Here is a 25,315-nt window from a genome sequence, read left to right as displayed (position 1 = left end):
TGACATGTATCCGGCCTCTGTTGCGGCCATCGTCATGCCGCGGTCCCGTATGGTGTTCGCGGATCAGGTTCCGAATCAACGCCGCGTGCTCGAAGGCACTTTGTTGCAGGCTGGTTCCTCTGATCCCGTCTCACGACCGTTGCGCCAAACGTCTCCTTGCCCTCTTCCGCTCCGACGTCCTCGCGACCTTGACGGCTTACACCGCTGCGGCCGGAGCCCTGTAGACGTCACCGTGGGCCATGTGTGGGTAGCCCCGGTTTTAGCGGGCTGTCGCCTCGGCTGGCATCATACGGTCGAATGCGTCCATGTGTCAGGCCTTTTGTCGGAGCGCGGTGCTCCATGGCCGGTATGGGATCCGCGGGTTGTGGTCAAAACATCAAAACGAGCTCGAAGCTCTCCATGTGACACTGGTTTTCCCAACCCCGATCTGTCCGATCGATTTCATACAAGCTTCAGCTTCTCCCGCATATTCGAGACGGTGCTGCTGACCTGGTCAATTCGCCATCAGCGGTCCCCCTCGAAACTCTTCATTCTTCGTGATCATGGCCCACAGCATGCGGGCCATCTTGTTCGCCAGCGCGATCGCGGCAAGCATCCGGGGCTTACGTGCCAGGATCCGACCCAACCAGGAGCTTTCGGCAGGTGGCCGAATCCTGGCCCCAGAGATCACGGCCATCGCACCAATGATCAGCAAGCGCCGGATATCGCGCTGACCCGACTTGCTCGTGCGTCCAAGCCTCTGCTTCCCGCCGCTAGAATATTGTCGCGGGACGAGGCCCAGCCAAGCCGAGAAATCCCGGCCCTTACGGAAACTATCCATCGGCGGTGCGAAAGCCGCTAGTGCCATCGCGGTGACAGGGCCTATTCCGGGCATCTTCTGCAGTCGGGCCGAGAACCGCGAACGTCTGCTGGCCGCCGCAATCTGCGTATCAAGCTCGCTGATCCGCTGCGACAGGCCGTCGATCTGGTCAAAGCAAAGCTGCGTCATGTGGCGGACCACAGCAGGAAGATCGTCCGATCCTGCGCCCGGCTCCAGAACGGTCCGCAGTTTGTCCACGTTCTCCCGACCCTTTCCGGTGACAAGCCCAAACTCGGCGAGATGTCCGCGCAAGGCATTGATCACCTGTGTTCGTTGCCCGACCAGCAGATCCCGCAGGCTGAAGATCATGCCGAGCCCCTGCTGCTCCGGGGTCTTCACCTCGACGAATCGCATGGTCGGCCGACTGGCCGCCTCCGCGATCGCCTCGGCATCCGCCATGTCGTTTTTCTGGCTCTTCACATACGGCTTGACGAATTTCGGGGCGATCAGCCGTACTTCATGCCCGATGGCAGTCAAGGTTCGCGCCCAATGGTGGGCCGTGGCGCAGGCTTCCATTGAAATAACGCACCCGGGTTACGACTGCATGAAGGTGAAAAACTGCTTGCGTGACAGCTTATTGCGAAACACGACCTCGCCCTCTGCGGTCGCTCCGTGCAGCTGAAAGAGCTGTTTCGCCAGGTTAACGCCGATGATCGAGACTTCCTTCATAGCCAATTCCTCCTGATCCTGTCTGGATCATTATGGCACACAGGTGCCGTCAGGAGGGGCTACCCAACCCATCATCAACGCCTCGCCCGCCCGATCGAGCCAGCCGCGCGCCTCGGCGCAAACGAAACAGATACAGGTGCCGATGCCGTCCACGCTGACGGGCGCAAAGTAGACGGCAGGGTTAGACTTGCCGTCAGGCGGGGCAGGGGAGGGGGGCCGCTCATGCTGCGGCCCTATCCTCGGTGGCCGTGGAAAACAGGAAATCGGCCGCCTTTTGTGCTTCCGACGCTGCCTTGAAAATCAGGCGCTTGTCGTCGGCAAGGGCGCGGAGCCAGCTTTGCAGGTATGCGGCGGATTGGTCGAAGTCAGGGACAAGGCCAAGACGAGCACATAGAAAAGCGTTCCCCAATTCAGCGACCAGTTCCTCGAACGCAAGAGCTTTGCGGTCCGCAAAGCGGGTGAATCGATCAAGGCGCGATGAGTGCCCTGTCGCGTGCGTTGCCTCGTGAGCGAGGGTCGAAAAGTAGCCAGCCGCGCTGTAAAACGTGCCGATTGGCGGCATGTGAATGAAATCTTCGGCAGGGCTATAATAGGCCTGCGGCTCGTCGCTGGTGCGGATCTCGATGCCGGTGGCGGCAAAGAAAGCAACAAGTGCGGGGTCGGCCTCGGTGCCAAGGTCACGCGGTCCCTCAGCGGGTTTGCCGTGATACTGCTCCGGCAAGCCCTCGATCTGGTCGGCGTTGAACACGCGATAGGCGCGCAGGTAGGGAACTTTGCGCTCCTCGCCGCTCGACTCGTCCTCGCGGTCAAAAGTCCCATACTTAACCACGGTTGCCGATTTCTCGCCCTTGCGAACCTGCCCACCTACCTCCTGGGCCTGTTTGTAAGTGAACCAAAAGGCGCTGCGGTAACCTTTTTCTGCGGCTTCCATCCACAACATCAGAACATTGATCCCACGATACTCCTGACCATTGGCGCGGCGGGGGAAGGGTGCGCCGCCTTGACCGCCGGTCCACGGCTTGCGCCATGCTGGCGCGCCTACCTCCATGCTGGCAATGATTTGGTTGGTGACATGCTGATAAAGATCAAACTGGGCCATTTGTGGCGTCCTTCTCTCTGGCAATGATCCCGCGTCGGGCGGTCTTTCCCAAAATCGGGCGGGGTTTCAGGTGAGGGCCGCGTAGCGGTGCCTCTCATGAAGCCTTGCCCCTCGGCGAGAGCAGGAAGGGGACCCGTGCAAGGTTGTCCGTAGGGGGCGAGGGGAGGGGGATCACCCGCCCTGCACGGAGCGCAGCAAAGGAAGGGCGGGGAAACCCCTCGCCCCCGTTAAGCGGACGGCCTTGCGCGGGGAAACCGGCGGTTTCCAGAACGGACGCGCTAGCGGCCAAACAAAGTCGGGGCGTTCGGCTTGCCCGAAACCCCCGACATGACAAAGCCCGCGCAAAGGCGCGGGCTACTATGGATCTTCTCTTGCGTGAGGGATTGATACCCGCAGGGATCAGATCATCGACGCTTTGGGCTGAAGCTGTGTGAAAACTCCGGGCTATTCAGCGCGGGCTGCTGTGGATATTGAATGGGCGCGATACGCTCACGCAGCTGAAGCCTCAATGCCAAGTCCTAGCCATTTCTAGGGTGATCACCGCCGAAAACTGCTTCCATGTAGATGCCGACGCGATCCTTGAACGATCCTCTTTGACCGTGCGCTGTGGGATGCTTCAGGCTAATTAGTGCGTGCCGACCCCTTATACTGGCCATCGTTTCCTGGGCGAGTTTACCGAAGGTGACAATGCGGTCCGGGGCAAATGCTGCGACCTCATCCTCAATGACTGAGCGCGAAAGCTCACGCAACGGCAGGTCTCGCTGCGCGACCCCTTTTCCAGCAAAAATCTTGATAGCGTCCGTAACCCAGACATCATGTCCTGCGAGCACACAACGTCGGATGAACTGCCACATCATCCCGTAATGTCGGCTTACTCTATATTTATTATTATCGATGCCAAAAAAAGTGCCAACGGTGAGCTTTGCTGCATCTGTGCTACGTAGTGGGTCTTGTGCGCACATCATGATACGCCCGCGAGCTGACCGGTCGGCGGAAAGTAGGCAGGGCAGGTCATATCCGATATGACCGTCTGCATAACGATCGAGAAGGTCTGTTGCCCAATCTTGTTGTGCGATCTCTGGCATTACACGATTGGGAGCATGGCCTCCGTGGAACTCAAGTCTGAGCCGATCAGAAATCTGGATTAGTGCGTTTGTATCGAAAAGCTGTTCCTGGGTCTGGATCAGCCTGCCCCATGGCTGAGGGTTAAACGCGATGTCGGCGTCGAGCGGTGAATATGGCGCTAAGGATTTGGAGATGCTGCTCATCGGGTCAAAAATCACCAGTAAGTTCGGGGTATGTGCCAACCTCATCAGTATAAGCTGAAAATAAAACTACTAATTTTTTGCACGCGGCTACAGCCCATATGTCTGGCAAGCTACTCACGCGGCACGTAAAAAGGCCGCGCCCGAAGGCGCGGCAGTACGGTCCCACCACAGGACAGGGTTATTCAGCGGCGGCGATATGCTGACGGGTCAGTTCTGCCAATAGGTTGCCGCGCTGTGCTTGGATAGATTCAGCCGCTCGCACTTGCTGGATCTGCGTCGCAAACGGATGGCCGTTCTTGGCGATGAACACAGGCGCGGCAGCGGTATAGGCTGAGAAATACGTTTCGAGGGACAGAGAGTTTCCGCAGATGACACGCCCCGCAAGGCCGCGTGCCGAGGCCTGGACATAGAGCATGTGATAGGTCGAGCGGGAGAGTTCGACCGCCTCGATCCAGACCTGTCCGTCAATGTCGAGCCCGCGTCCCTCCAGTACATCGGCCGCAGCCAGAAGCATTCCGCCTGCGCCACCGGCGGGCTCTTGCAGGGTGATGAACCCCTTTTCGCCAAGCAACTCATCGACATTGTTCAATGACATTTCCGCCATGAGACGGCTCACCTCGTAGGGTGTAAAAAACTGCCCGAGGCCGGCATCGAGGGCGCCGATCTGGCCCGCGACTTCGCCCATGAAATCGGTGCCGCCGGCGCTGATTGCAGAAAGGGCAAGGGCGAGCATTTCGGGCATGGCCCGAACATCGTCGGGGTCTCGGTAACGCGCAACGACCTGCATATACTGCGCTTCCAACTGGTCGCGCTGGTCGAGGCAGGGGGATGCCTTCTTTGCAAGGGCACAATAGGACAGCTCGCAAAAATCGGCAAAAACTTCGGTCTGTCGCTTTGAGCGATCACGCTTGGAGAGCAAGCGCAAAAAGTCCTTCACGGCGGGGTGTGCCATGGCGTTTCCTTGGATCAAGCGGAGAGGGTGGCGGGCGCTTGCGCCCGCCGTGGCTCAGATTTCCGGCGCCTCGGCGAGAGGCCGCATATCGGGCGACCACGGCAAGGGCGACCAAAGCCTTCCGTTATAGCTGATGTGGGCAATGACCTGCCCAGCCTCGTCCAAAACCTCTCCGGTTCCGAACCGGCTCGCCCCCAAGCCCGAAAGATCGCGGGGGGTGACATAAGCGCGCTGGCAAGCTTCAAAGCTCGTGAGATGCTCGATCCATTTGGTTGCGGCTTCGAGCTCGTACCGGACCCGAAGACGGGTCCGGTCGGTTACGGGGTAGAGAATGGGCATGACCGTTCCCCCTTTACATCGACATGCTGCGATAGGTTTCGGCATCCTCGTAGCGAATGACGGGTTCGCCCTCGTGATCGTAGTCACCCCAGAAAGGTCCATAGAGACCGGAGCTCTTAGGCTGGCCCTGAAGTTCGGCCCGTTGGCGGGGGTTTTCGTTATAGCCTTGGATGTCCAGCCCCATGTCATCGAGCCATGCTTCGAGATCCTCGGGGCGATGGGTTTCGGTCCCGTGCTCGGTCATCATCGCGATTTGATAAGCCATTTTGGCCTCCATCGTGGCGGGTTGCCTGTCCCGATTGCGGCCCTTTTGAGAATTGGGGCTATTCGGGAAGGGAGGGCGCGAAGCGCGTCCTCTCTTCCCGGATTGCCTCCCGGCGAGGGCAGGAAGGGGTCCCATGCAAGGTTGTCCGTAGGGGGCGAGGGGAGGGGGATCACCCGCCCTGCACGGAGCGCAGCGAAGGAAGGGCGGGGAAACCCCTCGGCCCCGTAAAGCGGACGGCCTTGAATGGGGAAACCGGCGGTTTCCAAGACGGACGCGCCGCAGGCGTGGCCCAAGCAAAGCAGGGGCGTTCGGCTTGCCCGAAACCCCCTGCATGACAAAGCCCGCGCCTTTGCGCGGGCTGCTATGGGATCTTCGGGCTTCGGCTTTTCCAGCCGCAAGGAAGCGACTTCAGGAGCGGACGCCTGCGGCCGCCAGCATTCTGCGAACGGGACGGGCCGTCATGGAGCGCAGGAACGTGAGCAGATTGTGGGAAAGGTGAAGCCATTTTAAAGCGCAGTCGCTCGCGTCAGGGACGCTAAAGTCGGTCTGTTAGGAAAAGGCGCAGAAGCCAGAAAAGTCCCAGAAACATTGCAACGGCGCCTGCCGCTCGATCGATTGGAGGTCCTATTATGAACGCTCCGCACAGCAACGCCGCCCCAATCGCCCATTGCTGCAACGGTGTTTTGTACTTTTCCGTACCGTAAACGGACAACAGAAAGCAAAGGATCGCGACGATCCCGGTAATGACGACCCACTCGGTGATCACAACTCGACTCCTCGGCATCTAACAGACGAATACTCCAGCTCCGTTGGAAGCATTACAATGGAATATGATCCTCCGCGTCAGGGATCGTGCCCCGCAGGGCCGAGACGGGCAGGGTGCATTGCACGCTGTCTGGCTCGGGTCCGGCCAAAGCCGGACGAGAGCGCGGTGGACGCCAAGGGCGGGCAGACGTCAAATCATATTAGCAAGTCCTTGGCATCGCCTCCTGCAGCAATGTATTCGCGGAACCACTTTGGCCGTCGCCCTTGGCCGCACCAGACTTCTAAACTATTGTTATGGGTGGCATATTTTCCATATTTATGATATATCATCCGTCGTAAGCCGTTTAGAAACCTGTAGTCAAGATCCTCACGTTTCGCGATTTTCTTGTCAATTTCCTTCAAGAGCTTGTTGAGATCTTGTAGGGGCATTTGGTCAATGTTTTCTCGATGCGTCATCGCCATTCCTAGAACCGCATTCCCCTAGACACCTTATTGATACATAAGAATATGTCCGTCTTGACTGTTCTGCAAACATTCAAGAACCGCTGGGAAATTGTGGTTCTCGATTGGCCCTCTAGCCACTCATTTTTGAATCAGCCTTTCTCGAAGAATCCGGGATGTAGTGTGTTGATGCCATAGCGGATCATTCCGTCACCGAAGCGGGCGTTGATGTGGTAATCCCCCCCGATCTTAGAGGGATACGGAAGTAGAATTTTCTCGGCAGGATGAACGAGGAGATTCCGATGAAGAAGACCCGATTTACAGAAGCCCAGATCATGGGCGTGCTGCGTCAGATGGAGGGTGGCGTTCCTGCTGCCGAGCTGTGCCGTGAACATGGCATGAGCAGCGCCACGCTTTACAGGTGGCGGGCGAAGTATGGCGGCATGGATGCGAGCCTGATTTCCGAGATGAAGGCCATGGCCGAGGAGAACCGCCGACTGAAGCGCATGTATGCCGACGTCAGCATGCAGAATGATCTGCTCAAAGAGGCCTTGGGAAAAAAATGATACGGCCAGCTCAACGCCGGGAGTTGGCCGTGAAAGCGGTGGCGATGAAGGGCGTCAGCATTGCGCTGGCGTGCCGGGCGTTCGATGTCAGCGAAACGTGCTATCGATACAGCCCCAAGCTGGACGATGAGAACGAGCAGATCGCCGACCTGTTGCTCGGGCTGACGAGGGCGAAGAAGACTTGGGGTTTCGGCCTGTGCTTTCTCTACCTGCGCAACGTCCAGGGACATGGCTGGAATCACAAGAGGGTCTACCGGATCTATCGCGAGCTGGAGCTGAACCTGCGGATCAAGCCGCGCAAGCGGTTGAAGCGGGAGAAGCCTGACGCGCTGGCGGTTCCGGAGGCTGCAAATGAGGTCTGGTCCATGGACTTCATGGCGGATCGCCTTGGAGATGGGCGTCAGTTTCGCCTTCTGAACGTTCTGGACGACTTCAACCGCGAAGGCCTTGGCATCGAGGTCGACTTCTTGCTGCCGGCTGAACGGGTCGTCCGAGCGCTGAACCAGATTATCGAATGGCGTGGCGCGCCAACGACGATCAGGGTCGACAACGGCCCGGAATATATCAGCGGCACCCTCATGGAATGGGCCGAGCACAAGGGCATCGCCTTGGCTCACATCCAGCCGGGAAAGCCGCAACAAAACGCCTATGTCGAGCGATACAACCGAACGGTCCGGCACGAATGGCTGGACCTCCATATCTTCGAGAGCATTGACGAGGTGCAGCAAATTGCCACCGAGTGGCTGTGGTCATACAACAACGAGCGTCCGAACATGGGCAACGGCGGGATGACGCCCGCACAGAAACTGAGAATGGCCGCGTAAATTCTACGTCCGAGCCCCCGTGAAAACGGGGGGAATTACCGGGCGATCCGGTTGAAAAGACTGAAACGGAGCAAGAGCTCTACGAATAGGTGCGGTCTTTGAGAAGAAAACCTTTCCGATAGAATAGGCAACCCCGCCGTGAGGTCGGGAATTAGCGCCATTGTTTTTGGGCAGTTTTTTCTCCCGCCAAAGGCAGATCTTTTCGACCACTACCAGGGCCAACTTCGTCGGCGACCGCCGCTTTGAGGCGGGCGACGAGGGCACGGGCTCCATCGAGCGTCTGGGCTTCGCCCGAAAGGGCAAGCTGAAACTCATCGACGGACCGGATATGGGTGAGCTCCGCATATCGATCGAGAACATCGGCAACGGCGAGATTGTAGCGAACATAGAGGCGGTGCCGCGACGGCCTGAAGATGATGCCAGGGCAGAGCCTGCGGGCGTCGGTGACGCGTGTTCCGGTTTTGACGCCAAACGCCTTGGCCTCATAACTTGCTGCGACACAGGCCCCTGCCTCGGAATCGACGGCGGTGATCGCGACAGGTTTGCCGCGCAATGCCGGATCGAGCTGCTGCTCGACGCTTGCGAAGAAGGAGTTCATGTCGAGATAGGCGATACGAAGCGGGGTCACGGCACTAAACCTGGCGGGTGGTGTTTCTCGCCCCATGTTCTATTTTTGTTCCTAGATTCGCAAGGAGCCGAAATGGACAGGAAAGAGCAATTGCGCAATGTGGCCTTTGGCGGCGCATGGTCAGAGCAGATCGCGGAACGCGAGGCGCTGGTGCTGGCGCTTGCGTGCTTGCTCACGGCAGCAGATCGGTCGGCAACCGATGATCTAAGGCTTGAAACGGATGTGGTGTCTGCCCTGTGGCGGGCGGGCAAGGATCATCCGAAAGGCGAGATGCTGATCAAAGCGTGGGAGCGCGCGACCGAGATCCCGAATGGCGGTTTGCGCCGATTGGAGCTGGTGCGGATCGCGCGGCTTTTGGAGGATGGGCAGCGCGCGCGGCTCACCTAGCTCTAAGGGTGCGATGGCGCAGTCGCTTTGAGCCCATTGCAGTCATTCAAAACTAAGCGACCGACTATGTTCATTTCAGATAGTTCACCGGCAATCTTTCAAGAACGCTCGCAATTTCAGCCTTCCCTGCACTGCATACCGGAAGGATCGGCCTCGGCGGCACCGCCTCGCACAAGTCGAGCTGACAGTTCATTTCATAGACCGTGCGATAGCTGGTGTATTTCTGGAACAGATCCCAAACGGGCTGCAGCGTATCGTTCAGGCGACGGGCTTCGCCACCGTTCCCCGCTTGCACGGCGCGAACAATTGCAACACACGGCACGGGAAGCGTTCCACCCAAAACGCTATACCACGCGTCAGCACCCGCAATCATAGCTTCAGCACAGCACCAGTCTCCGCTGTATCCGATGGGGAAGCCGGATGGCAGAAGAAGCCGTTGTGCCTCCAGATGGGATGCCGTCTGCTCCGGCGAAGATGTCGGGTTTTTGATCGCCGCGATGTTCTCCACCCGCGCCAGCCGTTCGAGAAGGTCGTCGGTAAACTGAAAATGTGTCGTGCCAGGATTGTCATAGATGCAGATCTGTAGCTCACCCATGCGCGCGACGGTTGCGAAATGCTCGTAAACCTCAGTCTGGCTGAGAGGCAGGTAGGACATTGCCGAGAGCAGCCCTGCCGCGCAGCCAGCAGCTTTGGCATCCTGAGCAAAGGCAACCGCATCGCTGGTTCGAAGCGCACCCACGCCGGCAATGACGGGAACGCGGCCATCGGCTGCGTCCACGGCGGCATCCAGCGCCCGGCGGCGTTCCTCACGGCTCAGGTAGGGATAGCTGCCCGTGCTGCCGAGAATGCCAATCGCGTCTGCGCCAGCACTTAACTGGCGCTGAACCAGCCGGGTGATTGCTGCTGTATCAATCCGGCCGTGCGTGTCAGCGGGGGTGATCGGAAATCCGATCATTCCGTGAAATGGATACATGTGTCTGATCTCCCCTCACTTTCCTCAAAGCAATTTGCCCTGAACTGCAGACAAGGCCTATGCCTAGGCGGTCAGCAGCGGTCGATCAAGGTGCAGCACAGGGTTGGCGTTATGCTCAGTAGCCGCGAGCGACCGCTTCGTCCCGCAGAGCAGCCCCCGCCAGCTTGGCCAAGTGCCGCTGCCGGGCGCAAGCCGTAAGGACCGACGCTTGGAGCCCAGAGCGGACAGTCAGGAAGCTCGCAGCATCACTCAAGTTTCGCACTTACAGCATTTTCTGGCTGAGCCATTAGTTCCGGCCAAAACGCTATGACTGTAGGGGCTGCCAGTGATAAAATAACAGTAAAACCAACGCGAAACCGGACATGCCGAGCATGGCGAGGATCGTTAGGGTCGAGGTCGCTCCTGTGGCCGCGATCAGCATGCCCCCGATCAGCGGCGCTGCCGCCTGAGCGATCAGCGAGGGGCGGGCGAGATCGCCCATCACCACGGCGTAACGCTCGGGGCCGAACAGGGTGAGCGGCAGTGCGCCCCTCGCGATTGAGAAAATGCCGTTGCCCGCCCCGTAAAGGATGATTGCAAAGGCCGGAAGCCGGACGTCTATAGCAAGCAGGATCAGGCCAAATGCTACCGCACCGCTCGCTCCCAGTAGGGTCCAGATCGGGTGGTGACGACCTTTTCCCGCCATCTCGATCAGGCGCGCGCCGACCTGCGCCGGTCCAATCATGGCGCCGATCGCGACTGCCTCGGACAGGGAAATTCCCTGCGATTGCAGGAGTGTCAAAAGATGGACCGAGACAATGGTGACGGTTGTTCCCGCAATCACCAAAATCGCGGCCATCAGGCGAAAAGCCAGCCGGTCGCGGCCTTCAAGGCGCGGTTTGCGGGGCTTGTCGTCGGCGCGCGGTGCTGCAGGGCGGGCCTCTTTCGGGACCAAAGCCGCGATCAGCGGCAGGCAAAGAAGCAGCAGGATCAGCGCATAGATGCGCAAGGCGCCGCGCCAGTCGAATTCGGTCAGCAACCATGTCGAGAGCGGCCAACAGAGGGTGCTGGCAAAGCCGCCCCAAAGCGTCAATGCGGTGATCGCGCTGCGGGCGTCTTGGCCGTAAAGCCGCCCGAGTGTGGCAAAGGCGGGATCGTAAAGCGCCGCACTCATGCCGAGGCCCATGACGGCCCAACTGAGATAGAAACCGGCAAGGTTCGGCGCGAGGGAGGCAAGCCCGAGCCCCACAGCTAGAAAGCCGCAGCCCGCCGCCAGCACGGCCCGCCCGCCGCTTGCGGTAATCCTGCGCCCAACGAGCGGTGAAGAGAGGCCCGCCGACAACAGCGCAACCGACAGCGCGCCAACGACCCAAGGCAGGGACCAGCCGGTATCGGCGACAATCGCGGGGGCCATGACCGCCATCAGGTAATAGCTGCTGCCCCAAGCAAAGATCTGCAGGATGCCGAGCGCGGCGATGACGGGCCAGCGCCGCGCGCCCTCCATCAGACAGCCGCCGTCAGATTAACCCGTGCTTCCAGGTTTTCCGCGCTCTCCTTGCGCTCGCTGTAGCGGTCGGTCAGAGCGCCCGACAGATCGCGCGTCAGCAGCGTGAACTTCACCAGCTCCTCCATGACATCGACGATGCGGTCGTAATAACTCGAGGGGCGCATGCGGCCCGCCTCGTCGAATTCTTCGTAGGCTTTCGCGACCGAGGATTGGTTAGGGATGGTCAGCATCCGCATCCAGCGCCCTAGAATGCGCATCTGGTTGACCGCGTTGAAACTTTGCGAGCCGCCCGAGACCTGCATCACCGCCAGCGTCCGCCCCTGCGTCGGGCGGATCGCACCCATCGACAGCGGGATCCAGTCGATCTGCGATTTCATCACGCCGGTCATCGCACCATGGCGTTCGGGGCTGGTCCAGACTTGGCCCTCGGACCAAAGACAGAGCTCGCGGAGTTCTTGGACCTTGGGGTGATCGGCCTTGGCGTCATCGGGCAGCGGCAGGCCGTCCGCGTGGAAAATCCGCGTCTCGCAGCCGAAATGCCGCAGGATGCGTTCGGCCTCATAGGTCACGAAACGCGAATAGGAGCGTTCGCGGAGCGAGCCGTAAAGCAGCAGGATGCGCGGCGGATGCGGGGCGCGGGGCACATCGGGCAGCAGCGGCTTGCGGTCGGCGGCGGGGGAGAGATCGGGCAGATCGGGGATCATGCGCGGGCCTCCTTCAAGGCTTTGTCATGGGGAAACCGGCTCGCGCCAAGGCGCAGCGCGAGATTGACCAGCAAGATCAGGACCGGGACTTCGACCAATGGGCCGATCACGGCGGCAAAAGCCACGGGCGAGGCCAAGCCGTAGGCGGCAATGCCCACCGCGATCGCCAGTTCGAAATTATTGCCTGCCGCCGTGAAGGCGATGGCCGTGGTGCGAGGATAATCCTTGGCAATCCACCGCCCCATGGCGAAGCTGACGAGGAACTGGATCAGGAAATATAAGACCAACGGCACCGCGATCCGCAGGACGTCGAGCGGCAGGCGGACGACCTCGGCCCCTTTCAGGCTGAACATCGCGACAATGGTGAAAAGCAGCGCGGCAAGGGTGGTCGGACTAATTTTTGGCAGAAAGACATCATTATACCATGCGGCACCCTTGCGCCCAATCAGGATGCGGCGGGTCAGATAGCCCGCGAGAAAGGGAATGCCGAGATAGATCAGCACGGCCTCGGTGACGGTCCAGAAGCCGACGTCGATAATGCTGCCCTCAAGTCCGAACAGCGGCGGCAGGACGGTCAAGAAAAGCCATGCGTAGGTCGAGAAAAACAGGATCTGGAAGATCGAGTTGAAGGCGACCAGCCCCGCGACAAATTGGTTGTCGCCGCGCGCCAACTGGTTCCAGACCAGCACCATCGCGATGCAGCGGGCAAGGCCAATCAGGATGACGCCCGTCATGTATTCCGGCTGGTCGCGCAGAAAGATCACCGCCAGCGCGAACATCAAGACCGGCCCGATCAGCCAGTTCTGCACCAGGGACAGGGCCAGAATGCGCTTGTCGGCAAAGACCTGCGGCAGTTCCTCGTAGCGGACCTTGGCCAGCGGCGGATACATCATCAGGATCAGGCCGAGCGCGATCGGGATGTTGGTCGAGCCGATGGAGAGGGCGTTCAGCGCCTCCGGCAGGCCGGTGAAAACCGTGCCGAGCAGAATGCCCAAAGCCATTGCGGCGAAAATCCAAAGCGTCAGATAGCGGTCGAGAAAGGATAGCTTGCCGCGTTGAGGTGTCGTCATAATGCAGTCCTTTGCTCAGACGGGATGGATGTGTTTGCCATGCGCATCCACGACCTGCTCGCCATCTTCTTTGCTGAACGCCCCCTGCTGTCCGGGTAACAGATCAAGCACCAACTCCGAGGGACGGCACAGCCGCACGCCTTGCGGGCTGACCACGACAGGCCGGTTGATCAGGATCGGATGCGCCATCATGGCATCGATCAATGCCTCATTGGTCAGCGCAGGATCGCCCAAGCCCAGTTCCGTGTAAGGCGTGCCCTTTTCGCGCAGAAGGTTCCGAGGGCCGATCCCCATGCGGGAAATCAAGGCCTTCAGCATGGTTCGCGAGGGTGGTGATTTCAGATATTCGACGATATGCGGCTCGACGCCCGCATTGCGGATCATCGCCAGCACATTGCGCGAAGTGCCGCAATCGGGGTTGTGATAAATGACGACATCCATGGTCATGCCTTTACAGCTTCGCTTTCGCCGCAGGCACAGTCGAGCGCCTCGAGGGCCGGAGCGCAGATCTCGGGATGGCCTTGGCAGCAATCCTTCATCAGAAACCCGACGAGGCCCGCCAGCGCGCCATAGACCGCACTATAGATGATGAAACGCCCGTCGCGGCGCGAGCGGATCAGGCCGGCATGCTCCAGATGGGTCAGGTGAAACGACAGCCGAGAAGTCGTCGCCCCGCCAAGCGCCTCGCCAATCGCGCCGGCGGCCATGCCTTCGGGTCCCGCTCGCACCAACAGCCGGACGATCCGCAGCCGCGTTTCTTGTGAAAGGGCCGCAAAGGCGGTGAGCGCTTGGGGTTCGTTCATCGAATCAATGCCTCAACAGTTATTGAGTGATTTATAAGGCGAGTTGGCTAATCGTCAAGGTGGGCTGTCGCTGGCTGGAGGCTGCACTGCAGCGAATGTCCGTTTTGTCCGCATAGCGGACGGTCACAACAGGCTGCCATGCGGTAGATGCCGTCACCCCCTGCCGTTTAGGACAGCCGCCATTGCTTTGAGTACGGTTTCCGGGTCGCTCAGATAGTTGGCCGCAATCACGAGCGGGACGGGTTTGGGCTTGATGACTTTTCCATCGGGCAAGGTCTTGGTCTCGGCCTGATAGTAGATCGCGAGTTTGGGCTCGCCCTTGGCGGTGCGATAGGCGGGCTTAACAAAATACGGGTGATCAGATTGCGCCATGAGCGGCCCCCTTCGATGGGATACCCTCTTTGCGCAGCCCATCGGCCTCGTCGCGCTTGAGCAAGATCCACGCCCTGCGCTGACGAAAACGCCAGACGACATAGGCCAGGCTTGCGGGAAGGCAGAGCCAAAGCGGCACGCCAAAATGTCGGGCCACGGACGAAAGGAGCAGTGCAAGGATTCCGTCCAGAGCGATTGTTTGTATGAATGCAGAGAAATTGACCCAGAAGGCGCTGAGATCCTCATAGGGCAGGGGAGACTTGATGGAGTAGGAGCGCCCGAGACGGCCCAGCTCCATTTCATAGTCATAGCGCGGCCCGAAAAGCTCCTCTCCGGCCTTCAGCCATTCCATCCCTTCCCTCTCCCAAGCCTCGACTTTGAGGTCCCATTCCGAGGGGTACTTTTTCTCTTTCGCAATACGATCCGCCTTAGCCTTTTCTTCGGCTTGCATCTGCAGCCAAAGGGCATCCTCTGCGTCTCGCTGCATCTTGGTCTTATGCATCATGCCGGTTTCCTCCGCATAATGGCCTCGATCAATGAGATTTATGTCTATGTTTTTCTGGCAAAATGAATGATTGCCACTCCAAGGCAGTGTAGCGCAAAAGCCCATAAAATCGAGAACAAATAGAGAATTAAGGCCAATCAATCGCCATTATTGACGCGCCTCTATCACGACGCTCCGGACCGTCGCTTCCGGTTCTTGCGCCATTCGGAGGGGCGCTCGAAACGTCCAGACCGAATGCCGCGCTTGTTGGCCTCGGCTTGGTCTTGTGCCTCACGGTACAGGCCCTTGCGATCAAGGTAGGCGATTGCCCAACCTTCGCTCACCAGCCATGCACCAAGGTCGGTCCGCCCGACCCGACAGCTCGCCAGGGTGCGCCGGTATTTGCCTTTACCAAGCTCGTTGCAATGCACGACTCGTCGGCCAATGAACTGGTCCAGAGCCAAGGCGGCTTGCTGTCCACAGCGCCAAGATTTGCCCTCCTGGTCCTCACAGAGCTGAGCGGCCTCGGGAGCATCAACGCGGCGGAGCCGGATGCGTGTGCCATGGATCTCGATCGTGTCCCCGTCAACAACCGAGGCTCGGCCCGAAAGGCTCTCTTGAGCTGCGGTTTCTTGCACCGCAGCGAGCGACAGCAAGGAAAGGAGGAAGATGCATAAAGGACGGGTCATTACTCAGCGTCCTTTGCAGCGGGATCGACCATGAGGGCTGCCTTTTCTGCAACCCCCAAAGCCTTCGCCCGCTGCCAGAAGGTTTGATGATCTTGTGAGACCACCCGTGCGCGATCGAAGACGGCTTGCCGCGTGGAATCCATGCAGGAAAAGTAAGTCGTCAATTCGGTGAAGTAGCGTTCGAAATCACCCGATACCATATCGGCATAGGCTCTGAAGTCTTCATCGGTTGCTGGAACGAATGGCTCCTCTGGTGGCAGACACAGTGTCGCTGGACTAACCGCCTGGGCATTTGCCTCCCCATTAGGGAAACTGCCAATCACCATAGCAATCAGCACAAGGCTCAAGCCTTGTGCTCCATAGGGCTGCAACTTGCTTGTGTCTAAGCAATCGGACTGTCCAGCTCGCGCTGGTCTGGCAGTCTTGGTCATGGCATGTCCCGATCCTTCTTGTGGGATATCCCATAAGATTAATGATGAGATTGATATTCTGTCTGCTTGGCGGACTCGCGCTTTTGCTGGTGATTTTGGGCACAACGCATGAGTGCGCGGTGGAAGGCATCCTGATCGGGCGAGGGGACAGGGGCGCTGGCGATGAGCCCGACAAATTCGGTGCAGCTCAGTGAGGCGATCTGATCCTGATAACGGGCTTTGCGATCGAGCGCGGCGGTCAGGATGTCGTCGGGCATTGCGGGACGGTCAAGCCAGCGGGTGAGCAAAAGAGCGGCGCGCGCGGGCAGGGACAGGCGATAGGCATTGCTGGTCTGGCGGATCTGCGGTCCTGCTCCGTCACTCTCAACTGGCGTGAAGCGACGCAACCAATCGAGAAAGCCATGGGTGCGCAGAGCGGCCAGCGCCCGCACGATGGCATCCTTCGATCTTTTGAGGGTGGTCATGAGATAGGCGAGGGACGGCTCCAGTCGGCCGGACTTGTAGCGCACGAGATTTGCCATCAGCACCAGAACCTCCAAAGCGATCCCGCCGAGCGGCCCATTGCGCTGGCCGCGCTGTCGGCCGGCGACTTCATAGCGCCGTGCAGCCAAAAGGATCTGCTGCACTTCGGCGCGGCTGCACTTTGACCAGAAGCTCTGCTCGCAGCTTCCGGTCAGATGGGACTGGCGGCGGACCGGGTTCGGGGCACGCCGGTTGAGGCCGGTCAGGATCGCTCCTGCGGTTTGGAAATATCTGCCGCTGACGGCGGCTGTTTGAATGGTCATGTCACTGTTCCTCATGAGGTGAGGCACAGGGTCCAGATATGCCGATCCCGTTCGCACAAATGCGTTTTTCGGCTTGCTTTTGTCGGAGAGCTCGGGCTAACTAGTCCTTAACAGTTATGCGGACTCAGGTTTGGCGACCTGTGTTATCCAAGCCCCCCTCGCGGACCCCGCGCGGGGGTTTTCTTTTTCTATCTCTCTGTCATTCTGCTCATCTGCCCTCTCTGTGGCTTTAGCTGAAAACCCTACGCCACGAATGGCCTGCGAGCAATTCTTTGTGTTGGCGCGGCAATGACCCACAAGGTTCAGTAGCGGAAAGTTTCTGTCTGGAAACTTCTGACGTTCCCCTGCGAGACTGTTTCGTAGCCGATCGAGACCCCGCGCCAGCGTCCTTCGGCCTCGCAGGTCTGTCCGGCGGGGAGGTCGAATCCTGTCCATGAGGGGACTTGGCTTACGCTGATGTGGGTCTGGGTGAACTGGCCGTTGGGGCCGTATTCGCCCAATGTGTTTCTGGATCTGTTGACGTGGCAAACGTCGCGGCTTCCGTCACCGGTACTGCCGCTGAAGGCGTTGTAGTCGACGGAGTAGACCTGCACAGAGCGAATGAAGTCGAACTCTCGTCCCGACACATCCATATCGGCGCCTGTCGTCGAACCTGCGGGAAGACCGCCCCCCATAGGGCAGCGCCAGACCTGCAAGGGGGGCTCGATCGGCCAGGGCGTCACACGACGCAGAAACTCGGCCCGTGCAGCAGAACACTCTCCGGAGGCGGGAAAGCCGCCTGCGAGGCAGAGGAGTATCGCGCAATCAATAGGGTAGGCGGATGCATCATCAGGAATCACGGAAAGGGCAGTGAAACCTGTAACCACCAGACTTGCGAGACGAGTGCATGTGATTGTCATGACTATACCAACATGTGTTCGATATAATCTTGATACTCTTCGCGCCCGCTCGTTTCAAGTAGGCAAAGCCAGAGCGGTAGTGGCTATCATGATCCTACCAGGGCTCTCGCCGCAGGGGACGATACATAAATTGGCCGCGACGCTCTGGGATCGAAGGTGAAACCGTCTGGAATTGCCAGCTTCCCTACATCGCCATTGTTCCATTCATAAATCCAGAGCCCGTCTTGACTGGACTGGTGAAGTGCACGAGCCATCAACCTATCGGTGCTTTGGGTCATTTTGTGGCTCCTCGCGATGCATGAGAGCTTGGTTTGACACCTCTCTCAGGAGGTGCAAAGGGACAAAGATAAAAATGTATCACAATCGATATACACATTTGACATAAGCTTTAATTTTCTGCGCTGAGCGGGTCATCAGACAAGCTGATAGGACACTGCAAGACTAAGTGCGTTGTGTGAGTTCTTCGCGCCGAGCTTATGTATGGCGCTACCTTGTCGTTGGCGCACAGTAGGGACGCTGATGCTAAGGGCCTTTGCTATTTCAGCATGCCCAAGACCATCTCTCAGGCCGCGAAGGACGTCTATTTCTCGCTCGTTCAGCACAGGACGTTCTTCGACAACAAGAGGGCACCAAGCGGAAAACTTCGCCTCCCAAACAGAGATCTCTTCGTCGGTGAACTCTCTGTCATTCCTTGAGAATGCAAGAAAACAACGCCTACGAAGCACCTTCTGCGAAACAACCGCTCCGTAACGGAGGCCGTGTGTTGCTGCTCTCGGGCGAATGCCGTGAACATCGGGAATGCGGATGCTTGACCACCTGGTCGCGCCGCTTGTGGTCATGAGCCATTGGACAACTGTGTCAAGGAACATGAAGTCGTTTTCTTCATACATTTCAGTCCATTTGGCGGGGTAAGTGTTCACGACATGATCTGCCTTGGACGACATTCCAATCCCGAACCCCATGATGAATCCAGATAGGGCGATCTCGCTCAACTTCTCAATTTCGGTAACATAGGCTGGTATGAAGCGTTCAATCATCTAAAATGTCCCTCACTCCTACGGGTCTGGCCTATATCAAATGTGATAGGATTCGGCGAGCGGGAACGGGTTTTCGACTTCCCTGCCGGTAGGAACGGCATGAATGGTTGCGAAGAGTTTGAGAGGTGACCAGAGTGGTGGAAAATTCTACGCGGCGGGGAAACGGGCTTGTTGTAGCCGTCGATTTCTCGCGCGATATGGCCGAAAATCTTGTTTTGGCGTTCAGTGAACTTGAGCCCGATGCGGTGCGACAGGTGGAGATCCGTGAATTTGGTGTGTGGATTGTCGAGCCTGTTACGGGAATGCGGCAATTCATAGGATCAATGACACTTGATCCGAGAGTGACGAAGAAGAGCATGTGATAGACCCATGATACCTGAAGCTGCGAAACAAAATTTAGAGTTCAGTATTCTAGAGTTCCCGACGGACATCTCGCGCTGGAACCTTGTCGCAGCGTTCTACGAGTTTCGCCGTAAGATGTTCATGGAACGGCTGGGATGGAAGCTTCAAGAGTTCGAGCGCATGGAGTGGGAGCAGTACGATGGCTTCCGTACGGTCTATGCAGTTGCACATCTAAATGGTGTGATTGTTGGCGGTGGTCGGCTAAGGCGCACAGATCAGACGAACGGTATCTATAGTTACATGATCCGCGATGCCGTGCTTGATTTGTTACCGGGCCTACCGAACGGGCTGCTTTACCAAGAGGCGCCTGTGAGCGAAGAAGAGTGGGAGCTCACCCGCTTTGCGACAGAGGGTGATCCAAGCATCGCGGCTGGATTACTCTATGTGATCAACGAATATCTCTTCAAAAAGAGCGCAAAGGGGTGCCTGTGCTTGGGTACGCCAGCCTTCCTGCGCATGGCGCGACGTTGCGCTTGGGAGGTAGATCAGATGGGCCCCATCTGTAGCAATCACGACGGGCGATTTGTCGTGTTCCGGTGCAGCGTAGTTCTTCCGCACACACTCATTCCCGGGAGTGTGCACAAGTCATCCCAGAGTAAGTGACGGCAAGATAACCAAATTTAATTGGTCAATCGGCTTGCCACTCTCGGTCTTGCTTGGAAAACTCGTGAACACGCAGTAGATGCCAAGAGGAAGAACCCACAGCTGTCTGCAAGATTATATCTTGTGTGCAGCGATATAATCTTGTAGAACGATGCTAGATATAGCGTCGGGCTCATGCATCTGGAGAGACCGACAGTGAACGACATTAGCGGAAAGCCTAACGATGTGGTCACGGTCGCAGGATTGCGGGAATATTTGTCAAAAGGGTGGGAGCTTCACGTTCTCAGCCGAGAGGATGCAGAACTACGCGGCCCTCAATGGCACGGAAGCTGGTATCTCATGGGCGTCGATCCTGACACGCTCAACTGGGTTGTTCTCGTTACGACACGCGATGAACGACGGCAGCGAGCAAAACTTGCAGCGAATACAGGCTTTGGGTCTGGCCACACGATTGAGTACAGGGAGCTTAAAACCGTCTCTGGTCTCGTTAAGGTTCTCAAAGAGCTTGGGTTCTCGGGCGTTGGGCTCGAAACGGACGGCGGCAAGAGCATTGTTCTGCGCTACGCAGATACTGGAGCAGCATAAGAGACCGGCTGCTTTTGTAGGCAAAAATTTCTTTCGTGGACTGGCCGTCTTAACTTCAATTGGACTAAGTGCGGCCTCTGCTGACGTGATCCGCTTCGGCGCTGACGGTCCACAAACGATCGGATCGAGCTCGTCTGTGCAGCGCTTCACGGCACAAGGTCAGCGCCGCATCGCCCCCAAAGCGGCTTCCAGCCCCGAGGCGGTGGCGGAGCAGACGGCGCTGCGCGAGGCACTTGCCGCGCAATCCGGCGAGCGCGTCATTCGCGGATCTGGCGTGACGGACCGTTACGCTGGTGCCCGGCCGAGTGTGCGCCAGACCGCGCTCCGCTATCAAAACCATCCGGCAATCAAGAAAGCCGGCCTGACGCAGAAGCAGTGGATCGCGACCTTCGAGGCTCTAGTCTGGCAGGAATCGCGGTTCAATGCGCGCGCGCTGAGCCCCAAAGGAGCGGTCGGACTGGCGCAATTGATGCCCAGAACTGCGAAGATGCTGGGCGTCAATCCTCATGATCCCATGGATAACCTCGACGGGGGGGCGCGGTATCTGCTGACGCAGATGCAGCGGTTCGGAAATCCGTCACTCGCGCTCGCGGCTTATAATGCGGGGCCGGGTGCGGTGCAGAAATACGGTGGCGTTCCGCCGTATCGCGAGACTCAAGATTACATAAAACGAATTACCGTGGAACGAGACAGGCTCCTCTCCCACTAACAAATTCAGGAGAAATTTGATGAACAGGACGTACGTCCAGACCGCTCTTGCGGTTCTGGCGGTGGCTTTGCTCACCCTCAACGCAAGTGAAGTGCTGGCCCAAGCGAGCGGCACGGTGGATTTTTCCAAGGTCGATAAGGTCGGCACAGGATTCATCACCTGGCTCAAGGGCAACATTGCTATCGCCATCTTCACCGGCGCCTTCATCATCTGCGGCTTCATGGCGGCGATGAACCGGATCAGCTGGTGGTGGGTCGTGATGATCTTCGTGGGCGGCTTCTTCGTCTTCGGCGGCTCGTCTCTTGTGACCCAGATGAAATCGGCGCTGACCTGATGGAACGGAGCGCCGTCATCCTCGGGCTGTCACGGCAGGCGCGTTTGATGGGATTGCCGATGCCCTACATGCTCGGTGTCGGCGCTCTGACAGCCCTGCCTTTTTTCTGGACGCAGTTCATCCCTTGGGTGCTGACCGGTCCGGTCTGGTACATCGCGGCGCGCATTGCCGTCGCGGTGAACCCCAACGGCCATAAGGCTCTCGCGGTGGTCCTGCGCCGGACCCCGCCCTCCCTTTCGCGCAGAAAAAGAAAAGAGGGTCGCCGGTTTGTTTGATGCAAAACACGATCGCCATGTCAGTGCGCGCGCAGGGGCCGTGCGGCCCAAGGTGCCGCAGCTCTATCCGCACATGCCCTATGTGCTCGACGTGGACGATTACACGGTGCGCACGCGCGACAATGCCCTGATGATGTCGCTGGAGATCTCGGGCAAGGACGGCTTCACCTCGGCCGATCGCGACCTTGAAGACCTGCGCCGCGGCTTTGCCTCGATCCTTGACGGGCTGGACGAGCGGTTCAGCTTCTATGTCCACCGCATGATGAAGCCCGCTGCCCTCGGCCTCACGCCGATCTACGGCGAGAGCTTCGAGGCGGATCTCGACCAGCGCTGGAACGCCCATCTCGAGGCCCAGAAGCTGCGCGACTTCGTGGTGGTGCTGACGGTGGTGCGTAACCTGCAAGCCCCGCTCAAGCTCCCGTTCCTTGCCCGCAAGGCCAAGCAGATCTTTGATGGTGACACCGCTGCGCGCCATGCCGAATTGCGTGAGGTGGTCGCCATTTTGGAAACCAGCCTGCCGGTCGGAACGCGTCGGCTGAACATCAGCGACGGCTCGCTTCTGGGTTTCTACAGCGCGATCAACTCCGGAATTCTTCGCCCCGAGTTTCGCGGCGATCTGAGCCTGATTGCCGAGGATGTGAGCAATGTCGGGCTGCGCTTCAAAGGCCGCGTGATCACCCTCGAAGAGGGTCTGGACCAGCCTCGCTACGCGGCCGTGCTCGCCGTCAAAAACTATCCGACCATGACCGAGCCGGGGATGCTCGATGCCCTCGATACCGGCATGGATACGCTTTTGACCCATAGCTATACCCCGATCGCGCGCCAGAAGATCGCGGATCTCGCCAAGCTGCGCATCCAGCAGATGCGCGCGGCCGATGATGCGGCGGGCTCGATCGAGGATCAGCTTGGCGCGACCTATGACGATGTGGAAAGCGGCCGTCTCGGCTTCGGCGAGCACCAGTTTACCATCACGGTTTTTGCAGATAGCCCCGATGCGCTGGAGCAGCGGGTCTCGCAGGTGCGCGGGGTGGCCGAGCAAGCCAAGCTGCGCCTGACACGGCTCACCTCCACCATGGAGGCGACGTTTTTCGCCAACCATCCCGGCAATCGCGACTATCAGGCATGGGAAACCATCGTCAGCTCGATCACCTTCGCGGATCTATGCAGCCTGCATATGACTGATAGCGGCACGCCCGCTTCGCGCCTGCCGTGGAAATCCCCGATCACGGTCTTCCAAAGCGTGACGGGCGCCGCGCACCGCTTTTCCTTCCATGATGCGGGTGATCCCAAAGCCGAGCCGACCATCGGTCACACGCTCATTCTTGGCCCCTCGAACAGCGGCAAAACCGCGACCTTGGCTTTTCTGGCGGCGCAAGCGCGCCGGACCGGCGCGCGCATGGTGCTCTTCGACAAGGACCAAGGCTTGCGCATGGCGGTCGCGGCCCTCGGCGGGCGCTATGCCGAGATCAAGGCCGGTCAGCCCACGGGGCTCAATCCGCTCGCGACCGAGAACGGCCCGCGTGGCGAAGCATGGCTGATGGATTGGCTGGCAACTCTGGTCGAGCGTGACCACGAGGTTATGACCCCACATCAGGCTGATGCGCTCAAGAATGCGGTGCGCCAGAACGGGCAGGCCGCTCCGGATCTGCGCCGCTTCGCGCATTTTGCGACCCTGATCGGTGATGCGCGTGATGATCGCGCGCTGGCGGCGCGGATTGCGGAATGGGGACCGCAGGGGCGCTATAATTGGGTCTTCGGTCAGGCAGAAGCGCCTGTGGTGGATTTTGACGGACTCGATGTGCTCGGCATCGATCTCACAGAAATCCTCGGTCTGCCGACCGAACGCTCGGCGCTTCTGTCCTATATCTTCCGCCGATTGGAGCTGATGTTCGAGGCCCGCCAGCCGATGCTGCTGGTGATTGACGAGGCATCGACGGTTTTTGACGATGCGTTCTTTGCGCGCTGGCTCCCCAAATGGCTGGTCACGGTGCGCAAGATGAATGTGGTCGTGGTGCTGCTGACGCAGTTCCCGTCGCAGATCAGGAACAGCAAATCCCGCTCGATCCTCGAAGGATTGCCGACCCAGATCCTCTTTCCGAACCGGCGCGCACAGCCCGCCGATTACGAGGGCTTCGGCCTCACGGATAACGAGACCGACTTTCTTTTGGCCGGACGGACCGGCGCCCGTCAGGCGCTTTTGCGCAGCCATAACGGCCAGACGCTTCTCGACGTCGATCTCTCGACCCTCGGCCCGCTTCTGACCGCGCTTGGCGGTGGCGAGGCAGGCCGCGCGGCCTTCGGCACCGATTTTGAAAGCAAACCGTTTTTTTGGAGAACAGACCATGCGTAAGGCCCTTTTGCTGCTTGCCCTTCTCCCGCTCCTGTCGGCCTGCGCCAGTGAGGCTCCGATCAAGAAGGCCAATTGCTGGTCCGCCATGAGTTTTGTCGAAACGCGCGATTGCGCAGCGCAGCGTTGAGGGCGGGCGCATGGGTCTCAAGCCCCTCCTTCTCGGCAGCTCGCTTGCCCTGACGGCCTTGCCGGTGGCTCTGTGGTCTCAGGGCGTTCCGGCTGTGGACATGAAGAAAGTCGCGCTGGAGATCATGATGATCGACGCCGAGCGTGCAAAGACCAGTGCGGAAGTGGACGAGAATGCCAAGCGCGCGGAGATTGCGCGCTATCAGGCCGATCAGACTGCCGCTCTGGACGAGACGCTGAAGCTTCTGACCGGCACCAGTGCCTTCATCCCCGATCTGGAAACCGGCGCGGCTTACGCCAGCGAGGCGGTCTATGCCATTGATGACGACAATCCCTATGCCGAGCGGCTGTTTGGCGATGCGCCGGCCACGATCGAGCAGATGATCGCGCAAACCGTGGTCAAATACAGCAATCATCCGGCTCTGGCGAAGGCGGGGATCAATGCGGTCGAGTTCCGCTGCTGGTTCCAAGGGCTGGTGAAGGCGGAATCCAACTTCTCGATCGGGGCCAAAAGTCCGGTCGCGGCCTTCGGCCTGACCCAGATCATGCCGGGAACCGCCAAAGAGCTCGGGGTCTATCCGGCCTATTACGATGATCCCCGCGCCCAACTGGACGGTGGCGCGCGCTATCTTCTGCAACAGCTCAACAGGTTCGGCTCGATGGAGTTGGCGCTGGCCGCCTATAACGCCGGTCCCGGCGCGGTCCAGAAGTATAACGGCATCCCGCCCTATAAAGAGACGCAGGGCTATGTCGTGCGCATCCGCGGCTATTACCAGGCCTATGCGGGGCGGGTGAGTGGTGCCGATGATCTCGGCACGCTTGATCCCAAGGATATGGTGATTGCGGAAAGCTCGAATGTCGCGGACGCTGGTTGGCATTATGCGGCACATTCCATGGATACCATGGAGGGGGCGGCCACCCGTCTGCGCTCGATTGTGACGCAGATCGAAGGCACGGGTTCCGTCAAGGAAGCCATGGATCTCAATACCTATGCGCGGGCCGAGGTCACGCGCATGGCGATTATTCAAACCCGTCTGAAAGCGGTCCGGCAACGCATTGATGCCGCGCGCTACGCGCTCTTGCTGCAAGCCTATGCCGAGGACGAGGTCTTTTTGCGCGTGTCGATGGAGGATTAA

The 25,315-nt window shown here is 59.2% G+C and carries 30 protein-coding genes and 1 pseudogene; 10 read left to right on the top strand and 21 right to left on the bottom strand.

Features of this window, described 5'->3' with window-relative positions; genetic code table 11:
* Positions 1–493 precede the first annotated feature (493 nt).
* The 7 genes and pseudogenes from ACFFUC_RS11765 to ACFFUC_RS11735 all read right to left on the bottom strand — a co-directional run bounded on the left by ACFFUC_RS11765 (position 494) and on the right by ACFFUC_RS11735 (position 6,678).
* Positions 494–1,528, bottom strand: a pseudogene (locus ACFFUC_RS11765) (IS110 family RNA-guided transposase).
* Between the two features lie 220 nt (positions 1,529–1,748).
* Entirely contained in the window at positions 1,749–2,627 is an 879-nt protein-coding gene (locus tag ACFFUC_RS11760; protein WP_377686454.1) for an ArdC family protein, read from the bottom strand.
* A 518-nt stretch (positions 2,628–3,145) separates the two neighbouring features.
* Positions 3,146–3,895 carry a uracil-DNA glycosylase family protein gene (locus ACFFUC_RS11755; RefSeq protein WP_377686452.1) on the bottom strand — a complete coding sequence of 250 codons (750 nt, stop codon included), beginning with the start codon at positions 3,893–3,895 and terminating at the stop codon, positions 3,146–3,148.
* A gap of 178 nt (positions 3,896–4,073) precedes the next feature.
* Positions 4,074–4,847 carry an N-6 DNA methylase gene (locus ACFFUC_RS11750; RefSeq protein ID WP_377686450.1) on the bottom strand — a complete coding sequence of 258 codons (774 nt, stop codon included), beginning with the start codon at positions 4,845–4,847 and terminating at the stop codon, positions 4,074–4,076.
* Between the two features lie 54 nt (positions 4,848–4,901).
* Entirely contained in the window at positions 4,902–5,186 is a 285-nt protein-coding gene (locus tag ACFFUC_RS11745; RefSeq protein WP_377686448.1) for a hypothetical protein, read from the bottom strand.
* Between the two features lie 13 nt (positions 5,187–5,199).
* Positions 5,200–5,451 carry a hypothetical protein gene (locus ACFFUC_RS11740; protein ID WP_377686446.1) on the bottom strand — a complete coding sequence of 84 codons (252 nt, stop codon included), beginning with the start codon at positions 5,449–5,451 and terminating at the stop codon, positions 5,200–5,202.
* A gap of 960 nt (positions 5,452–6,411) precedes the next feature.
* Positions 6,412–6,678 carry an H-NS family nucleoid-associated regulatory protein gene (locus ACFFUC_RS11735; protein WP_377686444.1) on the bottom strand — a complete coding sequence of 89 codons (267 nt, stop codon included), beginning with the start codon at positions 6,676–6,678 and terminating at the stop codon, positions 6,412–6,414.
* Between the two features lie 281 nt (positions 6,679–6,959).
* Between ACFFUC_RS11735 and ACFFUC_RS11730 the strand changes: the two genes are divergently transcribed.
* Positions 6,960–8,047, top strand: a protein-coding gene (locus ACFFUC_RS11730; protein WP_377686442.1) for an IS3 family transposase whose coding sequence is annotated in 2 segments (ribosomal slippage) — positions 6,960–7,221 and positions 7,221–8,047 — 1,089 coding nt in all. Because the reading frame shifts where the segments join, the coding sequence is not laid out codon by codon here.
* A 151-nt stretch (positions 8,048–8,198) separates the two neighbouring features.
* Here the strand turns inward: ACFFUC_RS11730 and ACFFUC_RS11725 are convergent.
* The gene (locus ACFFUC_RS11725) at positions 8,199–8,675 is read right to left on the bottom strand and encodes a DNA polymerase Y family protein (RefSeq protein WP_377686440.1); all 477 of its coding nucleotides are present in this window, start codon (positions 8,673–8,675) and stop codon (positions 8,199–8,201) included.
* A gap of 72 nt (positions 8,676–8,747) precedes the next feature.
* On the opposite strand from ACFFUC_RS11725, the gene ACFFUC_RS11720 reads away from it, so the two are divergent.
* Positions 8,748–9,062, top strand: coding sequence for a hypothetical protein (locus ACFFUC_RS11720; protein WP_377686438.1), 315 nt, complete (start codon positions 8,748–8,750; stop codon positions 9,060–9,062).
* A gap of 70 nt (positions 9,063–9,132) precedes the next feature.
* On the opposite strand, the gene ACFFUC_RS11715 is transcribed toward ACFFUC_RS11720, so the two are convergent.
* The 13 genes from ACFFUC_RS11715 to ACFFUC_RS11655 all read right to left on the bottom strand — a co-directional run bounded on the left by ACFFUC_RS11715 (position 9,133) and on the right by ACFFUC_RS11655 (position 18,795).
* Positions 9,133–10,035 (bottom strand): dihydrodipicolinate synthase family protein, encoded by a 903-nt coding sequence (locus ACFFUC_RS11715; RefSeq protein ID WP_377686437.1) that lies wholly within the window; start codon positions 10,033–10,035, stop codon positions 9,133–9,135.
* Between the two features lie 304 nt (positions 10,036–10,339).
* Positions 10,340–11,518, bottom strand: a complete 1,179-nt coding sequence (locus ACFFUC_RS11710; RefSeq protein ID WP_377686435.1) for an MFS transporter — start codon at positions 11,516–11,518, stop codon at positions 10,340–10,342.
* Positions 11,518–12,225 (bottom strand): arsenical resistance protein ArsH, encoded by a 708-nt coding sequence (arsH, locus tag ACFFUC_RS11705; RefSeq protein WP_377686433.1) that lies wholly within the window; start codon positions 12,223–12,225, stop codon positions 11,518–11,520. The genes ACFFUC_RS11710 and arsH overlap by 1 nt, the downstream gene beginning before the upstream one ends.
* Positions 12,222–13,295, bottom strand: coding sequence for an ACR3 family arsenite efflux transporter (arsB, locus tag ACFFUC_RS11700; protein ID WP_377686431.1), 1,074 nt, complete (start codon positions 13,293–13,295; stop codon positions 12,222–12,224). The genes arsH and arsB overlap by 4 nt, the downstream gene beginning before the upstream one ends.
* A 15-nt stretch (positions 13,296–13,310) precedes the next feature.
* Positions 13,311–13,736: an arsenate reductase (glutaredoxin) gene (gene arsC / locus ACFFUC_RS11695; protein ID WP_377686430.1), complete on the bottom strand. Its 426-nt coding sequence runs from the start codon at positions 13,734–13,736 to the stop codon at positions 13,311–13,313.
* A gap of 2 nt (positions 13,737–13,738) precedes the next feature.
* On the bottom strand, positions 13,739–14,098 hold the full coding sequence (locus ACFFUC_RS11690; RefSeq protein ID WP_377686429.1) for an ArsR/SmtB family transcription factor: 360 nt from the start codon (positions 14,096–14,098) through the stop codon (positions 13,739–13,741).
* Positions 14,099–14,251: 153 nt separating this feature from the next.
* Positions 14,252–14,470: a hypothetical protein gene (locus ACFFUC_RS11685; RefSeq protein WP_377686428.1), complete on the bottom strand. Its 219-nt coding sequence runs from the start codon at positions 14,468–14,470 to the stop codon at positions 14,252–14,254.
* Complete coding sequence (locus tag ACFFUC_RS11680) at positions 14,457–14,975, bottom strand: hypothetical protein (RefSeq protein ID WP_377686427.1); 519 nt, start codon at positions 14,973–14,975, stop codon at positions 14,457–14,459. Before ACFFUC_RS11680 ends, ACFFUC_RS11685 begins: the two co-directional genes overlap by 14 nt.
* 164 nt (positions 14,976–15,139) lie before the next feature.
* Positions 15,140–15,643, bottom strand: a complete 504-nt coding sequence (locus ACFFUC_RS11675; RefSeq protein ID WP_377686425.1) for a thermonuclease family protein — start codon at positions 15,641–15,643, stop codon at positions 15,140–15,142.
* Complete coding sequence (locus ACFFUC_RS11670; protein ID WP_377686423.1) at positions 15,643–16,074, bottom strand: hypothetical protein; 432 nt, start codon at positions 16,072–16,074, stop codon at positions 15,643–15,645. The genes ACFFUC_RS11675 and ACFFUC_RS11670 overlap by 1 nt, the downstream gene beginning before the upstream one ends.
* A 38-nt stretch (positions 16,075–16,112) precedes the next feature.
* The gene (locus ACFFUC_RS11665) at positions 16,113–16,859 is read right to left on the bottom strand and encodes a helix-turn-helix domain-containing protein (RefSeq protein WP_377686421.1); all 747 of its coding nucleotides are present in this window, start codon (positions 16,857–16,859) and stop codon (positions 16,113–16,115) included.
* Between the two features lie 302 nt (positions 16,860–17,161).
* Positions 17,162–17,491, bottom strand: a complete 330-nt coding sequence (locus ACFFUC_RS11660; RefSeq protein WP_377686419.1) for a hypothetical protein — start codon at positions 17,489–17,491, stop codon at positions 17,162–17,164.
* 680 nt (positions 17,492–18,171) lie between these two features.
* A complete protein-coding gene (locus ACFFUC_RS11655; RefSeq protein ID WP_377686418.1) occupies positions 18,172–18,795 on the bottom strand; it encodes a helix-turn-helix transcriptional regulator in 624 nt (207 codons plus the stop codon).
* Between the two features lie 125 nt (positions 18,796–18,920).
* Here ACFFUC_RS11655 and ACFFUC_RS11650 point away from each other — a divergent pair, with 125 nt between their 5' ends.
* The 8 genes from ACFFUC_RS11650 to ACFFUC_RS11615 all read left to right on the top strand — a co-directional run bounded on the left by ACFFUC_RS11650 (position 18,921) and on the right by ACFFUC_RS11615 (position 25,315).
* Positions 18,921–19,157, top strand: a complete 237-nt coding sequence (locus tag ACFFUC_RS11650; protein ID WP_377686416.1) for a hypothetical protein — start codon at positions 18,921–18,923, stop codon at positions 19,155–19,157.
* A 7-nt stretch (positions 19,158–19,164) separates the two neighbouring features.
* Positions 19,165–19,800: an acyl-homoserine-lactone synthase gene (locus tag ACFFUC_RS11645; RefSeq protein WP_377686415.1), complete on the top strand. Its 636-nt coding sequence runs from the start codon at positions 19,165–19,167 to the stop codon at positions 19,798–19,800.
* A 195-nt stretch (positions 19,801–19,995) separates the two neighbouring features.
* Positions 19,996–20,385: a hypothetical protein gene (locus ACFFUC_RS11640; protein WP_377686413.1), complete on the top strand. Its 390-nt coding sequence runs from the start codon at positions 19,996–19,998 to the stop codon at positions 20,383–20,385.
* Positions 20,386–20,521: 136 nt separating this feature from the next.
* Positions 20,522–21,094, top strand: a complete 573-nt coding sequence (locus ACFFUC_RS11635) for a lytic transglycosylase domain-containing protein (RefSeq protein WP_377686411.1) — start codon at positions 20,522–20,524, stop codon at positions 21,092–21,094.
* Between the two features lie 19 nt (positions 21,095–21,113).
* Positions 21,114–21,428: a TrbC/VirB2 family protein gene (locus ACFFUC_RS11630; RefSeq protein WP_377686409.1), complete on the top strand. Its 315-nt coding sequence runs from the start codon at positions 21,114–21,116 to the stop codon at positions 21,426–21,428.
* Positions 21,428–21,703 carry a VirB3 family type IV secretion system protein gene (locus tag ACFFUC_RS11625; RefSeq protein ID WP_377686408.1) on the top strand — a complete coding sequence of 92 codons (276 nt, stop codon included), beginning with the start codon at positions 21,428–21,430 and terminating at the stop codon, positions 21,701–21,703. Before ACFFUC_RS11630 ends, ACFFUC_RS11625 begins: the two co-directional genes overlap by 1 nt.
* The gene (locus ACFFUC_RS11620; RefSeq protein WP_377686406.1) at positions 21,696–24,053 is read left to right on the top strand and encodes a VirB4 family type IV secretion/conjugal transfer ATPase; all 2,358 of its coding nucleotides are present in this window, start codon (positions 21,696–21,698) and stop codon (positions 24,051–24,053) included. Before ACFFUC_RS11625 ends, ACFFUC_RS11620 begins: the two co-directional genes overlap by 8 nt.
* 137 nt (positions 24,054–24,190) lie before the next feature.
* Positions 24,191–25,315: a lytic transglycosylase domain-containing protein gene (locus ACFFUC_RS11615; RefSeq protein ID WP_377686405.1), complete on the top strand. Its 1,125-nt coding sequence runs from the start codon at positions 24,191–24,193 to the stop codon at positions 25,313–25,315.

Source organism: Paracoccus cavernae (genome assembly GCF_042430175.1).
Classification (GTDB): Bacteria; Pseudomonadota; Alphaproteobacteria; order Rhodobacterales; family Rhodobacteraceae; genus Paracoccus; species Paracoccus cavernae.
This window is presented reverse-complemented; position numbering and strand designations above follow the sequence as displayed.

Bases quoted from the DNA above. Each gene is read 5' to 3' on its own strand.
- ACFFUC_RS11670 (WP_377686423.1), bottom strand. From the start codon at position 16,074: ATGACCAAGACTGCCAGACCAGCGCGAGCTGGACAGTCCGATTGCTTA.
- ACFFUC_RS11710 (WP_377686435.1), bottom strand. From the start codon at position 11,518: ATGGAGGGCGCGCGGCGCTGGCCCGTCATCGCCGCGCTCGGCATCCTG.
- arsB (WP_377686431.1), bottom strand. From the start codon at position 13,295: ATGACGACACCTCAACGCGGCAAGCTATCCTTTCTCGACCGCTATCTG.
- ACFFUC_RS11615 (WP_377686405.1), top strand. From the start codon at position 24,191: ATGGGTCTCAAGCCCCTCCTTCTCGGCAGCTCGCTTGCCCTGACGGCC.
- ACFFUC_RS11745 (WP_377686448.1), bottom strand. From the start codon at position 5,186: ATGCCCATTCTCTACCCCGTAACCGACCGGACCCGTCTTCGGGTCCGG.
- ACFFUC_RS11660 (WP_377686419.1), bottom strand. From the start codon at position 17,491: ATGGATGTGTCGGGACGAGAGTTCGACTTCATTCGCTCTGTGCAGGTC.
- ACFFUC_RS11755 (WP_377686452.1), bottom strand. From the start codon at position 3,895: ATGAGCAGCATCTCCAAATCCTTAGCGCCATATTCACCGCTCGACGCC.
- ACFFUC_RS11735 (WP_377686444.1), bottom strand. From the start codon at position 6,678: ATGGCGATGACGCATCGAGAAAACATTGACCAAATGCCCCTACAAGAT.
- ACFFUC_RS11685 (WP_377686428.1), bottom strand. From the start codon at position 14,470: ATGGCGCAATCTGATCACCCGTATTTTGTTAAGCCCGCCTATCGCACC.
- ACFFUC_RS11675 (WP_377686425.1), bottom strand. From the start codon at position 15,643: ATGACCCGTCCTTTATGCATCTTCCTCCTTTCCTTGCTGTCGCTCGCT.
- ACFFUC_RS11720 (WP_377686438.1), top strand. From the start codon at position 8,748: ATGGACAGGAAAGAGCAATTGCGCAATGTGGCCTTTGGCGGCGCATGG.
- ACFFUC_RS11715 (WP_377686437.1), bottom strand. From the start codon at position 10,035: ATGTATCCATTTCACGGAATGATCGGATTTCCGATCACCCCCGCTGAC.
- ACFFUC_RS11665 (WP_377686421.1), bottom strand. From the start codon at position 16,859: ATGACCATTCAAACAGCCGCCGTCAGCGGCAGATATTTCCAAACCGCA.
- arsH (WP_377686433.1), bottom strand. From the start codon at position 12,225: ATGATCCCCGATCTGCCCGATCTCTCCCCCGCCGCCGACCGCAAGCCG.
- ACFFUC_RS11630 (WP_377686409.1), top strand. From the start codon at position 21,114: ATGAACAGGACGTACGTCCAGACCGCTCTTGCGGTTCTGGCGGTGGCT.
- ACFFUC_RS11645 (WP_377686415.1), top strand. From the start codon at position 19,165: ATGATACCTGAAGCTGCGAAACAAAATTTAGAGTTCAGTATTCTAGAG.
- ACFFUC_RS11760 (WP_377686454.1), bottom strand. From the start codon at position 2,627: ATGGCCCAGTTTGATCTTTATCAGCATGTCACCAACCAAATCATTGCC.
- ACFFUC_RS11625 (WP_377686408.1), top strand. From the start codon at position 21,428: ATGGAACGGAGCGCCGTCATCCTCGGGCTGTCACGGCAGGCGCGTTTG.
- ACFFUC_RS11680 (WP_377686427.1), bottom strand. From the start codon at position 14,975: ATGATGCATAAGACCAAGATGCAGCGAGACGCAGAGGATGCCCTTTGG.
- arsC (WP_377686430.1), bottom strand. From the start codon at position 13,736: ATGGATGTCGTCATTTATCACAACCCCGATTGCGGCACTTCGCGCAAT.
- ACFFUC_RS11740 (WP_377686446.1), bottom strand. From the start codon at position 5,451: ATGGCTTATCAAATCGCGATGATGACCGAGCACGGGACCGAAACCCAT.
- ACFFUC_RS11690 (WP_377686429.1), bottom strand. From the start codon at position 14,098: ATGAACGAACCCCAAGCGCTCACCGCCTTTGCGGCCCTTTCACAAGAA.
- ACFFUC_RS11655 (WP_377686418.1), bottom strand. From the start codon at position 18,795: ATGATTGAACGCTTCATACCAGCCTATGTTACCGAAATTGAGAAGTTG.
- ACFFUC_RS11750 (WP_377686450.1), bottom strand. From the start codon at position 4,847: ATGGCACACCCCGCCGTGAAGGACTTTTTGCGCTTGCTCTCCAAGCGT.